Here is a 15,703-nt window from a genome sequence, read left to right on the forward strand (position 1 = left end):
CCGACTCGCCAATTGTTTCTATGCTCAAGGCCTTTGGCAACTTCGCCCACGCCAACCGGAGCCCTCATGGCAACCCCGTCAGTGGCCAGCCAGCCGCAACTGGCCCAACGCGATTCCCGCCCGCAGCTCGCCCACAAGCCCGGGCGTGCCACCTTGGTGCTGTTCTTCGGCCTGTTGCTGGCAGGCATCGCCTACACCGCTTGGAGCCTCAAGCAGGATGTAACCGCCAGCGGCACGGTTATCACCACGGTCACACCCTTCCTGCTCCTGGGCCTGGCGCTGGTGATTGCCTTGGGCTTCGAGTTCGTCAACGGCTTCCACGACACCGCCAACGCGGTAGCCACGGTGATATACACCCATTCGTTGCCGGCACCGATAGCGGTGGTATGGTCCGGGCTGTGCAACTTCCTGGGGGTGCTGCTTTCCAGCGGCGCGGTGGCGTTCGGCATCATCGCCCTGCTGCCAGTAGAACTGATTTTGCAGGTTGGCTCGTCAGCCGGCTTCGCCATGGTCTTCGCCCTGCTACTGGCGGCGATCATCTGGAACCTTGGCACCTGGTGGTTGGGCCTGCCGGCGTCGTCCTCGCACACCCTGATCGGCTCGATCATCGGCGTGGGCGTGGCCAATGCACTGATGCATGGGCGCGACGGCACCAGCGGGGTGGACTGGGCCCAGGCCAGCAAGGTGGGGTATGCCTTGCTGTTTTCGCCGCTGATCGGTTTTGCCTGCGCTGCCCTCCTGCTGTTGGCCCTGCGCGCGCTGGTCAAACGCAAAGAGCTGTACCAGGCGCCAGAAGGCCGCACCCCTCCGCCTTGGTGGATCCGCGGGGTGCTGATCCTGACCTGCACCGGGGTATCGTTCGCCCACGGCTCCAACGACGGCCAGAAAGGCATGGGCCTGATCATGCTGATTCTGGTGGGCACCCTGCCGATGGCTTACGCGCTGAACAAGACCATGCCCAATGAGCAGGCCCTGCAGTTTTCTGCCGTCGCCGAAGTAACCCGCCAGGCCTTGCTGCGCAGCGACCCGCATGCGGCCCCGGCCGACCCACGCCAGGTACTCACCCTGTTCATTGCCGAACCCAAGGCCAGCCCGCAACTGGTCCCGGCATTGGCCGCACTCACCGGGATGATCGGCGAACAGGTCAAAGGCTACGGTTCGCTCAAGCGCGTCCCCGCCGAAGCCATGGCCAACGTGCGCAACGACATGTACCTGACCAGTGAAGCCATCCGCCTCATGGAGAAAAACCGGCTGGTGGCATTCGATGCCGACACCCGCAACCATGTGCAGCTGTTCAAGACCCAGTTGGACGACGCCACTCGCTACATCCCGCTGTGGGTGAAGGTGGCCGTGGCCATCGCGCTGGGGCTGGGGACCATGGTGGGCTGGCGGCGCATTGTGGTCACGGTTGGCGAGAAGATCGGCAAGACCCACCTCAGCTATGCCCAAGGGGCTTCGGCCGAAGTGGTGGCTATGTGCACCATTGGCGCAGCGGACATGTTCGGGCTGCCGGTTTCGACCACCCATGTGCTGAGTTCGGGGGTAGCCGGGACCATGGTTGCCAATGGCTCGGGGCTTCAGAAGCGCACGCTGATCAATCTGCTGATGGCCTGGGTGCTGACCCTGCCAGCGGCAATGCTGTTGGCAGGGAGCCTGTACTGGCTGCTGAACCAGATCTTCTAGCCAGCGGGGTGATCAGGCGGGGATTTTCAGGCCGCGCTGCACCGCCGGCCGCTCGAGGAACGCGGCCAGCACCCGCTGCACGTCCTTGAACTGATCAAAACCGACCAACTCCCGGGCGTTGTAACGTTCCACCAGGTTACGCACCCACGGGAAAATGGCGATGTCGGCGATGCTGTATTCGTCAACCATCCACTCCCGCCCTTTCAAGTGCCGATCCAGCACACCCAGCAGGCGCTTGGACTCGTTGACATAGCGGTCACGCGGGCGCTTGTCTTCATATTCCTTGCCAGCAAAGAAGTGAAAGAAACCGACCTGGCCAAACATCGGCCCGATGCCGCCCATCTGGAACATCAGCCACTGCAGGGTCTGGTAACGCTGGGCCGGGTCCTGGCTGAGCAACTGGCCGCTCTTCTCTGCCAGGTACTGCAGAATCGCCCCCGACTCGAACAGCGGCAGCGGCTGGCCGCCCGGCCCGTTGGGGTCGAGGATGGCAGGGATCTTGTTGTTGGCACTGAGTGAGATGAACTCGGCACTCAACTGGTCATCGTTGTCGAAGCTGACCTTGTGCGGCTCATAGGCCAGGCCGATTTCCTCGAGCATGATCGACACCTTGACGCCATTGGGCGTCGGCAGCGAGTACAGCTGCAGGCGTTCAGGGTGTTTGGCGGGCCACTTGCGGGTAATGGGGAAAGCACTGAGATCGGTCATGATCAACCTTGCCTGGGGGATGAACCTGTCACTCTAGAGACATCCCCGGCCGGTGACCATCACCGACCACTCATCAGCGCGGGCAACTCAGGCCTGGCCATGGGCCTTGAGCTTGAGTTTTTCGGTATCCACACGCACGAACACCGAGTCGGCACTCACGGTCAGCACGTCGCCAGCCCAAACTTCGCAGATAACCCGGCTCTTGCGACCCACTTCGCCCTCCACACGCGCCTTGAGCAGCAACTCTACACCCATCGGCGTAGGTTTCAGGTAGGTCAGGTTAAGTGTGCCGGTAACGCAGTCTATACGTGGCAGGCTGCCGGGCTCGCGGCCTTCGTTGCGGTAGTGGTAGGCCATGGCTGTCCAGTTGGAGTGGCAGTCGACCAGCATCGCCAGCAGGCCACCGTAAACCAGGCCGGGCCAGCCAATGAAGGTGCTGTCGGGCGAGTGCCGGCACAACAGGTGAACGCCGTCGGCGTCCCAGTGACTTTGCAGGTGCAGGCCGCTTGGGTGGGAACAGCCGCAGCCGTAGCAGGTACCCTCCGGCGCCGCGAGGGCCTGAAGGGAAAGGGGTTGGTCGTTCATACGCTTCCTGTGCTTATTGATATGGGGGCGCGCAACGCCCCCATTAAAACAGAAACATCAGGCCGTCTGGGCAACCACATTGGCACGCCGCTGGGTCAGCGAAACCAGCAGGATGAACGCAGTAACCCCCGCAGTCATCAGCGTTTCATAGCGGTAGGCATCGCTGAACAGCATGTAGCCCAGCACCATGACGATGGTGCCGATCACCAGCCAGGTCAGCCACGGGAACAGCCACATCTTCAGCTCGAGCGGGCGCCCTTCACGTTCGGCACGAGCACGCATGCGCAGCTGCGATACGGCAATCACCAGGTACACCAGCAGGGCGATGGCCCCCGTGGTGGACAACAGGAAGCCGAACACCTTGCCAGGGAACACATAGTTGACCAGGCAGCCGGCAAAGCCTGCCAGGGTAGAGAAGATCACCGCCACTGTCGGCACGCCGGAACCGGAAATGCGCTTGGTCACGCTCAGCGCCTGACCACGAGCACCCAGCGAGTAGAGCATGCGCGACGCGGTGTACAGCCCCGAGTTCATGCAACTGGTCACCGCCACCAGTACCACCAGATCGACCAGCAGCTTGGCGCCCGGCACGTTCAGCACTTCCAGCACGCGCTGGAACGAGCCGACTGCTTTGAGCGCTGGGTCGTTCCAGGCCACCAGGGACACCACCAGGAAGATCGACGCCAGGTAGAAGATGGCGATGCGATACACCACCAGGTTGGTGGCGCGGCGGATCTTGTCTTTCGGGTTGGCGGTTTCGTCAGCCGCGATGGTGACAATTTCGGCACCGAAGAACGAGAAGATGGTGATCAGTACGCCCCCCAACACCGTCCCGAAGCCATTGGGCATGAAACCACCGTTGTCCCACAGCCGGCTGACTCCAGAGACTTCAGCCAGCGGCCAGAAGCCGAACACCGCCAAGGTGCACACCCCGATGAAGCCGATGATCGCTACCACCTTGACCAGCGCGAACCAGTACTCGAAGGCACCGAAGTTCTTCACGCTGACCAGGTTGGTACCCGACAGCACCAGCATGATCAGGAAGGCGAACAGCCAGGACGGCACGCCAGGGAAGTAGGCGTGCAGGATGTCAGCGCCGGCAATGGCTTCCACCGGAATGATCAGTACCCAGAACCACCAGTACAACCAGCCGATGGTAAAGCCCGCCCAAGGGCCGATGGCCTCCGAGGCATAGGTGGAGAACGAGCCGCTGTTGGGGTTGGCGATGGCCATTTCGCCGAGCATGCGCATCACCAGCAGGACCAGCAAGCCGGTCATGGCGTAGGAAATGAGGATGGCCGGGCCGGCGGTGGCGATGGCGTTGGAAGAACCGATGAACAGGCCGGCGCCGATGATGCCGGCGATGGAGATCATGGACACCTGACGGGAGGTCAGGCCGTGTTGCAGGGAACGCTGTTTCTTGTTGTCTTGCGAAGCCATGAAGAACCCTCGAATGGGTCGGCCGCAGCAAAGCGGCTGAAGGTCGGAGCAGAATTCTTATAAATTTCTGATTGTCGTTGTTGTTGTTTTGCAGATGCCGGAAGCGGGTACTGACCTCCTCTTCGCATGACCGGTTGTAATCGTTGATCCAGGTCAGTATTAATCTATAGGCCGGGGTCAACAAACGACCTTTTCGAACCACATGATTCCGTTTTGGAATGAACTTCATCCTTTTTTGCTCGGTATTTGCCCGTCATGTCCAAACGCCTGATGCCTTCGACCACCGCCCTTCAGTGCTTCGAAGCGGCCGCCCGCCACCTCAGTTTCACCCGTGCGGCCCAGGAACTGCACCTGACCCAGAGCGCTGTCAGCAAGCAGGTGGCGCAGCTTGAGGACATGCTTTCGCACTCGCTGTTTCAGCGCATTCGACGGCGCCTGCACCTGACCCCGGCCGGCGCGCTGTACCTCACCGAAGTGAACAAGATCCTCACCCAGATCGACATCTCCAGCCGCTACATCCTCAGCTACGGCGACGAAACCGAAGTGCTGCGCATCGCCACCCAACCCACCTTCGGCGCGCGCTGGCTGGTGCCCAAGCTCAAGGGTTTTGGCGACCGCTACCCACGCATTCACCTGGATGTACGCAATGAGTTGGAACCGTTCGACCTGGTACAGGCCAAGGCCGACATCGCCTTTTTCTTCGGTCAGGGCACCTGGCCTGGTGCAACCTGCATCGAGCTGTTCAGCGAAGAAGTGGTGCCCGTCTGCAGCCCGCAACTGCTGGCCAATCACCGATTCGACAGCGCCCAGGCGCTGACCGAGCACCGCCTGCTGCAGTGCGTGTCGCGGCCGGAAGCCTGGCATGAGTGGTTTCTGGGGCTGGGGCTGCACAGCCAGAACAGCTACCACGGGCCGCGCTTCGACACGTTCTACCTGTGCATCCGGGCGGCCATTGCCGGCTGCGGCATTGCCCTGATACCACGCTACCTGGTGGCCGAAGAACTGAGCGAGGGCAAGCTGGTGGTGGCTTGGGACCACCCGGTGGCGAGCAATGGCCGGCACTTCATTGCCCATGCCGAGCATGCGGCCGAAGTGCCGAAGATCAGGGCTTTTGTGCAGTGGATTCGCGAACGGGTGGCTGAGGGGGACTGATTCAACCGATCCCGGCCAGATCACGAATCCAGGGAATGACCGCAATCGAATAATTCGTTTGCGAAATACCCCCCCGACACGCTTGGATAATAAGAAACTCGAACAAAGGTCCCGCGTGCCCATGAACCAGGAAAGTATCAGCCAATCCATCGCCATCGTTCACCCGATCACACTTTCCCATGGCCGCAATGCCGAAGTCTGGGACACCGACGGCAAACGCTATATCGACTTTGTCGGCGGTATCGGTGTACTCAACCTGGGCCACTGCAACCCGGCCGTGGTCGAGGCCATCCAGGCCCAGGCCACCCGCCTGACCCACTACGCCTTCAACGCGGCACCTCACGGCCCGTACCTGGCGTTGATGGAGCAGCTGAGCCAGTTCGTGCCCGTCAGCTACCCACTGGCCGGCATGCTCACCAACAGCGGCGCGGAAGCAGCGGAAAACGCCCTGAAAGTGGCCCGCGGCGCTACCGGCAAGCGCGCCATCATCGCCTTCGACGGTGGCTTCCATGGGCGCACCCTGGCCACCTTGAACCTCAACGGCAAAGTCGCCCCTTACAAGCAACGGGTCGGAGAACTGCCCGGGCCGGTGTACCACCTGCCCTACCCCAGCGCCGACACCGGGGTGACCTGCGAACAGGCACTCAAGGCCATGGACCGCCTGTTCAGCGTCGAGCTGGCCGTGGAAGACGTGGCAGCGTTCATCTTCGAACCGGTACAAGGCGAAGGCGGCTTCCTCGCCCTGGACCCGGCCTTCGCCCAGGCCCTGCGCCGCTTCTGCGACGAGCGCGGCATCCTGATCATCATCGACGAGATCCAGTCGGGCTTTGGCCGCACCGGCCAGCGCTTCGCCTTCCCGCGCCTGGGCATCGAGCCCGACCTGCTGCTGCTGGCCAAGAGCATTGCCGGTGGCATGCCACTGGGTGCGGTGGTCGGGCGCAAGGAATTGATGGCATCGCTGCCCAAGGGCGGCCTGGGTGGCACCTATTCAGGCAACCCGATTGCCTGTGCGGCAGCCCTGGCCAGCCTGGCGCAGATGACCGACGAAAACGTCGCCACCTGGGGTGAGCGCCAGGAGCAGGCGATCGTCAGCCGTGTCGAGCGCTGGAAGTCCTCGGGCCTGAGCCCGTACATCGGCCGCCTGACCGGCGTGGGCGCCATGCGCGGTATCGAGTTCGTCAATGCCGACGGCAGCCCGGCACCGGCGCAACTGGCCAAGGTGATGGAGGCGGCGCGGGCCAAGGGCCTGCTGCTGATGCCCAGCGGCAAAGCGCGGCACATCATCCGCCTGCTGGCCCCCCTGACCATCGAGGCCGAGGTGCTCGAAGAAGGCCTGGATATCCTCGAGCAGTGCCTGACGGAGCTGAACTGAGGTTTACAGACCCAGTTCTTGCGGGGTGAGCATGTCGGACTCGAAGGCAATCCAGCCGCCTTCGAGCTCAGCGTGGCCATTGACGATCGGGCCGTAGTAGGTCAGGCCGTTTTCCAAGGTCACGCAGATATGCGTGGCGCTTTTTTCTGGGGCCGCGAGCGTACCGACGAAATGCACCTTTTTCAGGGTTTCGGTCACCGCCTCCAGGCCAACGCGCATGTTGGGGTTTTCCGAGGCCTCGGTATCTCCGCCACGGTCTTCGGCGCTGATGGTCACGGTGGCGGTGTACGGGTACTGGGTGCTCAAGCGGGGTTACCTCATTGGGTGTGTAGGCGTATGGGCGCGTAGAGTACGGCAGGCGGCCCCTGTTGTCTCTACTGGCCTCATCGCCAGCAAAAGGTGATCTGCCTGCCCCGATCTGTTAGGGTGCCCGCCGATGCACGCCACACCACACGAGGATCCCGAGTGAGCGCCGAAGAACCCCTGATCGCCGACCTGTTCGACGTCGACAAACGCCTGTCCCTCAAGCCTGTCGTGGACTTCAACAGTTACCTGCGCAACGCCTTCGGCGAAGGCCCGTGCCGCTGCCACCGCTGCCTTGAAGGTGCCGACCCAAGCACCTACAGCCACGCGCACGACTTCACCTTCGAGGGCCGCCAGTGGCACCGCCGCTTCGCCAGCACCGCCGGCAGCGACGTCGGCCAGGTGTTGAAAAAGGCCTGGCTGTCCTACACCAAAGCCGACCTCAACCTGATCGGCGTGCTGGACCTGACCACCCTCAAGACCTTTACCGAAGACGCCCTGCACGCGCGCCTGCTGGCCTTGCTGCCGGCCAGCGGCCTGGCCCGTGAAGTGGATGGCCAATGGATGCTGCAAGCCCAGGCCGACTGACGGCCCGGCGGCACGGCAGGATTCCACCGGTCTGCTAACGTGGTGGAATCCGCCCATTCGCAGGTAGTCCGCCATGGCCCGCACAACGCCCATCGAGCTGTACCGCAATATCGGCATCGTCGCCCACGTGGACGCCGGCAAGACCACGACCACCGAGCGGATCCTGTTCTACACCGGGGTCAACCACAAGATGGGCGAGGTGCACGATGGCGCCGCGACCATGGACTGGATGGCCCAGGAGCAGGAGCGCGGCATTACCATCACCTCGGCGGCGACCACGGCCTTCTGGCAAGGCTCGACCAAGCAATTCCCCGACAAGTACCGCTTCAACATCATCGATACCCCCGGCCACGTCGACTTCACCATCGAGGTGGAACGCTCGTTGCGCGTGCTCGATGGTGCGGTGGTGGTCTTCAGCGGTGCTGACGGGGTAGAGCCGCAGTCCGAGACAGTCTGGCGCCAGGCCAACAAATACCATGTGCCACGCCTGGCCTACATCAACAAGATGGACCGCCAGGGCGCCGACTTCCTGCGCGTGGTCAAACAGATCGACAAGCGCCTGGGGCACCACCCGGTGCCGATACAGCTCGCCATCGGCAGTGAAGAGAACTTCATTGGCCAGATCGACCTGGTGAAGATGAAGGCCATTTACTGGAACGATGACGACCATGGCACGAGTTATCGCGAAGAAGAGATCCCCGACGAGCTCAAGGCGCTGGCCGACGAATGGCGCGCGCACATGCTCGAAGCGGCGGCCGAGGCCAATGACGAGCTGACCATGAAGTTTCTCGACGGCGAGGAACTTAGCATCGACGAGGTCAAGGCTGCCCTGCGCCAGCGTACTATCGCCAACGAAATCGTGCCGACCATCCTTGGTTCATCGTTCAAGAACAAGGGTGTGCCGCTGATGCTCGATGCCGTCATCGACTACCTGCCCGCCCCGTCCGAAATCCCGGCGATCAAAGGCACCGACCCGGATGACGAAGCAAAACACCTGGAGCGCCACGCCGACGACAAGGAACCATTTTCGGCATTGGCCTTCAAGATTGCCACCGACCCCTTTGTTGGCACCCTCACCTTCGCCCGCGTGTACTCCGGTGTGCTCAGTTCAGGCAACGCGGTACTCAACTCGGTCAAAGGCAAGAAGGAACGCATCGGCCGCATGGTACAGATGCACGCCAACCAGCGCGCCGAAATCAAGGACGTGTGCGCCGGCGACATCGCCGCACTGATCGGCATGAAGGATGTGACTACCGGCGACACCCTGTGCGACATCGACAAACCGATCATCCTGGAACGCATGGATTTCCCCGACCCCGTGATTTCCGTGGCCGTGGAACCGAAGACCAAGGCCGATCAGGAAAAAATGGGTATCGCCCTGGGCAAGCTGGCCCAGGAGGACCCATCGTTTCGCGTACGTACGGATGAAGAAACCGGTCAGACCATCATCTCCGGCATGGGCGAATTGCACCTGGACATCATCGTCGACCGCATGCGCCGCGAGTTCAATGTCGAAGCCAATATCGGCAAGCCGCAGGTGGCCTACCGCGAAAAAATCCGCAACACCTGCGAGATCGAGGGGCGCTTCGTCCGCCAGTCCGGCGGGCGCGGCCAATATGGCCACTGCTGGATCCGCTTTGCGCCTGGCGATGAGGGCAAGGAGGGCCTGGAATTCGTCAACGAGATTGTCGGCGGCGTAGTGCCGCGCGAGTACATCCCGGCAATCCAGAAAGGCATCGAAGAACAAATGAAAAACGGCGTACTTGCCGGTTACCCGCTGATCAACCTCAAGGCCGCGGTGTTCGACGGTTCCTATCACGACGTCGACTCCAACGAAATGGCCTACAAGATCGCCGCGTCGATGGCCACCAAGCAGCTGTCGCAGAAAGGCGGCGCGGTGCTGCTGGAGCCGGTGATGAAGGTCGAGGTGGTTACGCCCGAAGAGTATCAGGGGGACATCATGGGCGACCTGAGCCGCCGCCGAGGCATGATCCAGGACGGCGACGAGACGCCTGCAGGTAAGGTGATTCGCGCCGAAGTACCACTGGGGGAGATGTTCGGCTATGCCACCTCAATGCGCTCGATGACCCAAGGGCGCGCAAGCTACACGATGGAGTTCACCAAATACGCCGAGGCACCGGCAAACATTGTCGAGACGATCATCAGCAAGAGCCAGGGCAAAACCAAAACCTAACCCTCCGATGGCGCTCCAGTCCTCCAGTTTTCGCCAAACCCCTGGAGGGCTGGCCACCCAACCCTGCAAGCCTCAGTGCTGCTCGCCTGCCCGCTTCAACAGCTTCTTGCACCGCTCCGACAAATGCACCACCCGCAGTTGCTTGCCCGCTTTGGCATAGCGCTCACGCAGTGTTTTCAACGCCGCGATTGCCGAGTAGTCGACAAAGCTCAAATGCTGGCAGTCAAGCGTGACCTTGCCTGGGTCGTTGGCCGGGTCGAACTGGTTGAGGAACGGTGTGGTCGAGGCAAAGAACAGCGTGCCATGCACCTGGTAATGCTTGCCCCCTTCGCCATCCTCATGGCTGTCGGCATACAGCTCTCGCGCATGCTGCCAGGCAAAGTTCACCGCCGCGATGATGATACCGAACAGCACTGCCGTGGCCAGGTCGGTGAACACCGTGACCACGGTCACCGCAATGATCGCCAGCACATCGTTCACCGGCACCTTGTGGAGCACCCGCAGCGACGCCCAGGCGAAGGTCTGCTGAGCCACCACGAACATCACCCCCACCAGCGCCGCCAGCGGAATACGCTCGATCAGCGGCGACAGGAACAACACGAACAGCAAGATCATCACCCCGGCCACTACGCCCGACAACCGGCCACGGCCATTGGAGCTGAGGTTGATCACCGTCTGCCCGATCATCGCGCAGCCACCCATGCCACCGCACAGGCCCGAGACCATGTTGGCGGCACCCAATGCCACACACTCGCGGTCCGGAAAGCCACGGCTCTCGGTGATTTCATCGGTCAGGTTGAGGGTGAGCAGGGTTTCCAGCAGGCCGACCATGGCCATCAACACCGCGTAGGGGGCAATGACCTTCAGGGTGTGCAGATTCCAGGGCACATCCGGCAGCGCCAACCCTGGCAGGCCGCCGGCGATATGCGCCATGTCGCCCAGGGTACGGGTGGGCAGGCCCAACAGGTACACCAGCAGGCCGACACCGAGAATCGCCACCAGCGCCGGCGGCACCGCACGCGTCAGCCTGGGTAGCAGGTAGACCACCACCATGGTCAGTGCCACCAAACCGATCATCAAGTACAGCGGCGCGCCACAGAGCCAGTGATCGCCGTCCTTGAAATGCTCGAGCTGGGCCATGGCAATGACGATTGCCAGGCCGTTGACGAAGCCCAGCATGACCGGGTAAGGCACCAGGCGCACCAGCTTGCCCAGCCTCAACAGGCCGAACAGGATCATCACCACGCCACCCAGCAGCACCGTGGCCAACAGGTATTGCACACCGTGCTGCACCACCAGCGCGACGATCACCACCGCCATCGAGCCAGCGGCGCCGGAGATCATTCCGGGTCGACCGCCGAACAGCGCAGTCAGGGTACAGATGATGAACGCGCCATACAGGCCCATCAGCGGGTTGAGGTGGGCCACCAGGGCAAAAGCGATGCATTCGGGCACAAGGGCGAACGCGGTGGTCAGGCCGGCGAGCAGGTCGGCGCGTAGTCGGGCGGGCTTCATGGACATCCTGTGGTGCGGTCCGGGCGGACGTTACAAAAACGAGGGGCGCGATGTTACGGAATTTGTCTGACAGCGGCCACCGCTCTCGGCTTTGCAGCGTCAGGCACCCATGCTCGCCTGGCGCGCTGGGTAAACGTAGACAAAAGACAACTTGTGATCTGGAACCGGCACAACCCAGGCAAATTTGCCATCATGATCATTCCACCTGCGGAGATCATGGACATGCCGCTACGCCCCCTTTTCGCTTCCCTGCTGCTCGTTGCCAGCTACGCCGCCCAGGCCGCCACCGAGGTGGTGCCGCTGCAGCACCGCGCCAGCGCCGAACTGCTACCTGCCGCACAGGCATTCATCGGCAAGGACGGTACGGTCAGCGCCTTCGAGAACAAACTGATCGTCAACGCCAGCCCCGAGCGCATCGACGACCTGCGCGCCCTGCTGCAACAGCTGGACACCGCCCCCAAGCGCCTGCTGATCAGCGTCGACAACAACGACAGCAACTTCCAGGATAACCGTGGCAATGCACGCGTCATCCACTACGGCACCAGCAACCGCGACGGCGGCATGCAGCAAGTGCAAGCCAGCGAAGGCCAGCCAGCGCTGATCCAGGTTGGCCAGAGCATCCCGATCACCAGCACCAGCACCGACGGCTACGGGCGCATCCAGAGCAACACCGAATACCGCAACGTGACCCAAGGTTTCTACGTCACACCAAGCCTGAGCGGCGATACGGTTCGCCTGCAAATAAGCACCAATAACGACCGCATCAGCCAGGAACGTGCAGATGTAGTGAAAGTTCAAAGTACCGACACGACAGTCACCGGCAGGCTGGGTGAATGGATCACCCTGGCAGGCTACAACCAGCAGAGCCAAGCCGACCGGAGTACGTCAAGCCGTAGTTACAGCACCCAGCGCGGGGAAAACATGACATTACGTGTCAAAGTCGACCTTCTCGACGGATCCCAGGCAATTCAAGGCCTCGACCAAAGGCCTTGAAACTGACTGCCAAGTCGCATTAGACCAAAGATGTAGTAAGTAGAAAAAACCACTACAAAACATTTGACAGGGTCTTTTTCCCAAGGGCATGATGGCCTCGCTCCCGCTAATCAGGGGCCCTGGCAAGGGCCTTCGAGGCGTGCTCCTCCCCACCCCTGGAGGCGTCTCGTGTCTATACGGCCCACAAGGCGGTTCGACGGGATTGCGACTGCAACGAAGAAGTTGTCCCGAGGGACGGAAGCGCATCACCGCAGTACTGGCAATCGCGTAGCACCGCAGCAAGGCAACCACGAGCCGACCTGCCGGAGCACACCTTCGCCTGGCCTGCCCACCCTTCCCCTTCGAGCCTTCGCGTTCGCCGCCGCACTCCTGCGAACAGGACAGCCGCCAAGCGCCCTGATCTGCACCCGAGCATCAGCACAATTAACCCAAGATCGATGCGACGAGGTTTATTTCCATGGCACTGACACGCGAACAGCAAATTGCAGCCCTCGAGAAAGACTGGGCCGAGAACCCGCGCTGGAAAGGCGTGACCCGTACCTACACCGCCGCTGATGTCGTTCGCCTGCGTGGCTCCCTGCAGCCAGAGCACACCCTGGCCCGTCAGGGTGCAGAAAAACTGTGGAAGCTGGTCACCCAAGGTGCCCACCCATCCTTCCGCCCAGAAAAAGATTTCGTCAACTGCATGGGCGCCCTGACCGGTGGCCAGGCAGTGCAGCAGGTCAAGGCCGGCATCCAGGCCATCTACCTGTCCGGCTGGCAGGTTGCCGCCGACAACAACTCGGCCGAGTCGATGTACCCTGACCAGTCGTTGTACCCGGTCGACTCGGTACCGACCGTGGTCAAGCGCATCAACAACTCGTTCCGCCGCGCCGACCAGATCCAGTGGAAAGCCGGCAAGAACCCAGGCGACGAAGGCTACATCGACTACTTCGCACCAATCGTGGCCGACGCTGAAGCCGGTTTCGGCGGCGTACTGAACGCCTACGAGCTGATGAAGAACATGATCGAAGCAGGCGCCGCCGGCGTGCACTTCGAAGACCAGCTGGCCTCGGTGAAAAAATGCGGCCACATGGGCGGCAAGGTACTGGTACCCACCCAGGAAGCCGTACAGAAGCTGGTGGCCGCGCGCCTGGCAGCTGACGTGTCGGGCGTACCGACCATCATCCTGGCCCGCACCGACGCCAACGCCGCCGACCTGCTGACCAGCGACTGCGACCCGTACGACCAGCCGTTCGTGATTGGCGAGCGTACCCGTGAAGGCTTCTACAAGGTACGTGCCGGCCTCGACCAGGCAATTTCCCGCGGCCTGGCCTACGCGCCGTACGCCGACCTGATCTGGTGTGAAACCGCCAAGCCGGACCTGGACGAAGCCCGCCGCTTCGCCGAAGCGATCAAGAAGGAATACCCGGACCAGATCCTGTCGTACAACTGCTCGCCGTCCTTCAACTGGAAGAAGAACCTGGACGATGCCACCATCGCCAAATTCCAGCGCGAGCTGTCGGCCATGGGCTACAAACACCAGTTCATCACCCTGGCTGGCATCCACAACATGTGGCACGGCATGTTCAACCTGGCGCACGACTACGCCCGCAACGACATGACCGCCTACGTGAAACTGCAAGAGCAGGAGTTCGCTGACGCCAGCAAAGGCTACACCTTCGTGGCGCACCAGCAGGAAGTGGGCACCGGCTACTTCGACGACATGACCACCGTGATCCAGGGTGGCGCATCGTCGGTGACTGCACTGACCGGCTCCACCGAGGAAGAGCAGTTCCACTGATGGTGGGTTGCTACTGAAGAAAGGCCCGAGACTTGTGAAAGCCTCGGGCCTTTCTTTTTTTGCCTGCGCGCCTCCAGTAGGAGCGACAAACATCCGAGAACGGCAAAACCCAGAATCAGGTCTATGCTTGGGGCAGCACAGTAGCAAGGACCGCCCCATGCCTCGTCCAAGCCACCTGATGATTCTCGCCCTGACCGCCGCGGCCCTCTATATATATGCACTGGCCAGCGACAATACGCTGCTCGCCCTTCTGGCCAAGCCCATTCCCGTCTTGGCACTTATTGCCTGGCTGCGCGGCGCACCACCCTCACCTTATGGCAGGTGGATCTCTATCGGCCTGGGCTTCTCGGTGCTCGGCGATATCCTGCTGGCCACCCCTGCGGACCTGTTCGTTTTCGGCCTGGCCGCCTTCCTTTGCGCCCACCTTGCCTATCTACGCGCCTATTGCGGCATTACCTTGCGCCCCGCCCTGCCCGCACTCGCATTCAGCGCCATCATTGGCATCACGTTACTGGGCGTACTGGCCGCCCATGGCCTTGGCCCGCTGCTGATCCCGGTCGCACTATACGCGATAGCCATCAGCGCCATGCTTTGGCGCGCCTTGGCATGCGGTGGAATGGCCGCGTCCGGGGCCTGCCTGTTCGTGCTCTCCGACAGCCTGATCGGCATCGACCGCTTCGTCAGCCCGTTCGCCGCCGCGCCCTACCTGATCATCCTCACCTACTGGCTCGGCCAGTGGGCGATTGCTTCATCAGCCAGTCATCGCTCAAACGATAAAGTATTGACCCAGAGCGGTGCGCACGACGCCAGCAGCTGCTAGAACAGGAGGCTTTCGCATTTGCAAGTAGAGGGAACTGCCAGATGAACTTTACAAGGCACAGTACAGCCAAATTAAAAGGCATCAGGCCAAATGATATTAATTATCATTCCGAAACTTGTAATTCGTTACCAGTCGCAAGAAACATAATTAACAAAAGCGCACGCAATGCCCGAATATCAAGGCTTTCAGCCAGTTACACGCGTGTTTTGTTCTTAATCCTACGAATAAATTTGCGACAGAAATTTTACTTGCACCGGGTTTACCCATAAAATCAGCGCGATTGATTCAGCTGCGACATTTGGTCACTGCACCTGCGACACCACGTCGCCGCTTTACTTATTTCAGACTGCAGAGCTGGGTCTCTGTATAAGGATCTCTAGCATGTCCGATTCGGCAGGACTCATCGCCCACAACTGGGGCTTTGCCATCTTCCTCCTGGGTGTCGTCGGCCTGTGTGCCTTCATGCTCGGCCTGTCCAGCCTGCTCGGTAGCAAGGCCTGGGGCCGCGCCAAGAACGAACCCTTCGAATCCGGCATGCTGCCCGTCGGCAGTGCCCGCCTGCGCCTG

The 15,703-nt window shown here is 61.7% G+C and carries 14 protein-coding genes; 9 read left to right on the top strand and 5 right to left on the bottom strand.

From position 1 onward, the window contains the following. Positions 1–66 precede the first annotated feature (66 nt). Positions 67–1,683, top strand: a complete 1,617-nt coding sequence (locus tag APH42_RS05540) for an inorganic phosphate transporter (RefSeq protein WP_012273278.1) — start codon at positions 67–69, stop codon at positions 1,681–1,683. 12 nt (positions 1,684–1,695) lie between these two features. Here APH42_RS05540 and APH42_RS05545 read toward each other — a convergent pair whose 3' ends face one another. The 3 genes from APH42_RS05545 to APH42_RS05555 form a co-directional block, all read right to left on the bottom strand. After that, on the bottom strand, positions 1,696–2,391 hold the full coding sequence (locus APH42_RS05545; RefSeq protein WP_060492891.1) for a glutathione S-transferase N-terminal domain-containing protein: 696 nt from the start codon (positions 2,389–2,391) through the stop codon (positions 1,696–1,698). An 87-nt stretch (positions 2,392–2,478) separates the two neighbouring features. Beyond that, positions 2,479–2,976: a PaaI family thioesterase gene (locus APH42_RS05550; RefSeq protein ID WP_012273280.1), complete on the bottom strand. Its 498-nt coding sequence runs from the start codon at positions 2,974–2,976 to the stop codon at positions 2,479–2,481. 57 nt (positions 2,977–3,033) lie between these two features. Continuing rightward, positions 3,034–4,416, bottom strand: a complete 1,383-nt coding sequence (locus APH42_RS05555; protein WP_012273281.1) for an amino acid permease — start codon at positions 4,414–4,416, stop codon at positions 3,034–3,036. A gap of 255 nt (positions 4,417–4,671) precedes the next feature. Here APH42_RS05555 and APH42_RS05560 point away from each other — a divergent pair, with 255 nt between their 5' ends. Further along, positions 4,672–5,568, top strand: coding sequence for a LysR substrate-binding domain-containing protein (locus APH42_RS05560; RefSeq protein WP_012273282.1), 897 nt, complete (start codon positions 4,672–4,674; stop codon positions 5,566–5,568). Positions 5,569–5,689: 121 nt separating this feature from the next. Next, on the top strand, positions 5,690–6,940 hold the full coding sequence (locus APH42_RS05565; protein ID WP_060492892.1) for an aspartate aminotransferase family protein: 1,251 nt from the start codon (positions 5,690–5,692) through the stop codon (positions 6,938–6,940). 3 nt (positions 6,941–6,943) lie between these two features. Here APH42_RS05565 and APH42_RS05570 read toward each other — a convergent pair whose 3' ends face one another. Further along, positions 6,944–7,246 carry a hypothetical protein gene (locus APH42_RS05570; RefSeq protein ID WP_012273284.1) on the bottom strand — a complete coding sequence of 101 codons (303 nt, stop codon included), beginning with the start codon at positions 7,244–7,246 and terminating at the stop codon, positions 6,944–6,946. A 159-nt stretch (positions 7,247–7,405) separates the two neighbouring features. Between APH42_RS05570 and APH42_RS05575 the strand changes: the two genes are divergently transcribed. Further along, a complete protein-coding gene (locus APH42_RS05575; protein WP_012273285.1) occupies positions 7,406–7,831 on the top strand; it encodes a hypothetical protein in 426 nt (141 codons plus the stop codon). A gap of 73 nt (positions 7,832–7,904) precedes the next feature. Then, positions 7,905–10,025 carry an elongation factor G gene (gene fusA, locus APH42_RS05580; protein ID WP_060492893.1) on the top strand — a complete coding sequence of 707 codons (2,121 nt, stop codon included), beginning with the start codon at positions 7,905–7,907 and terminating at the stop codon, positions 10,023–10,025. A 72-nt stretch (positions 10,026–10,097) separates the two neighbouring features. On the opposite strand, the gene APH42_RS05585 is transcribed toward fusA, so the two are convergent. Continuing rightward, complete coding sequence (locus APH42_RS05585; RefSeq protein ID WP_060492894.1) at positions 10,098–11,540, bottom strand: SulP family inorganic anion transporter; 1,443 nt, start codon at positions 11,538–11,540, stop codon at positions 10,098–10,100. A 192-nt stretch (positions 11,541–11,732) separates the two neighbouring features. On the opposite strand from APH42_RS05585, the gene APH42_RS05590 reads away from it, so the two are divergent. The 4 genes from APH42_RS05590 to APH42_RS05605 all read left to right on the top strand — a co-directional run. Beyond that, positions 11,733–12,533 carry a secretin N-terminal domain-containing protein gene (locus APH42_RS05590; protein WP_171577256.1) on the top strand — a complete coding sequence of 267 codons (801 nt, stop codon included), beginning with the start codon at positions 11,733–11,735 and terminating at the stop codon, positions 12,531–12,533. A gap of 457 nt (positions 12,534–12,990) precedes the next feature. Continuing rightward, the gene (gene aceA / locus APH42_RS05595; RefSeq protein WP_012273289.1) at positions 12,991–14,316 is read left to right on the top strand and encodes an isocitrate lyase; all 1,326 of its coding nucleotides are present in this window, start codon (positions 12,991–12,993) and stop codon (positions 14,314–14,316) included. Positions 14,317–14,473: 157 nt separating this feature from the next. Beyond that, a complete protein-coding gene (locus APH42_RS05600) occupies positions 14,474–15,136 on the top strand; it encodes a lysoplasmalogenase (protein ID WP_060492895.1) in 663 nt (220 codons plus the stop codon). A gap of 381 nt (positions 15,137–15,517) precedes the next feature. Next, positions 15,518–15,703, top strand: a 186-nt coding sequence (locus tag APH42_RS05605) for an NADH-quinone oxidoreductase subunit A (protein WP_374701040.1), incomplete at its 3' end; no start/stop codon positions are given.

This window comes from Pseudomonas sp. NBRC 111140 (assembly GCF_001320885.1).
Lineage (GTDB): Bacteria > Pseudomonadota > Gammaproteobacteria > Pseudomonadales > Pseudomonadaceae > Aquipseudomonas > Aquipseudomonas putida_P.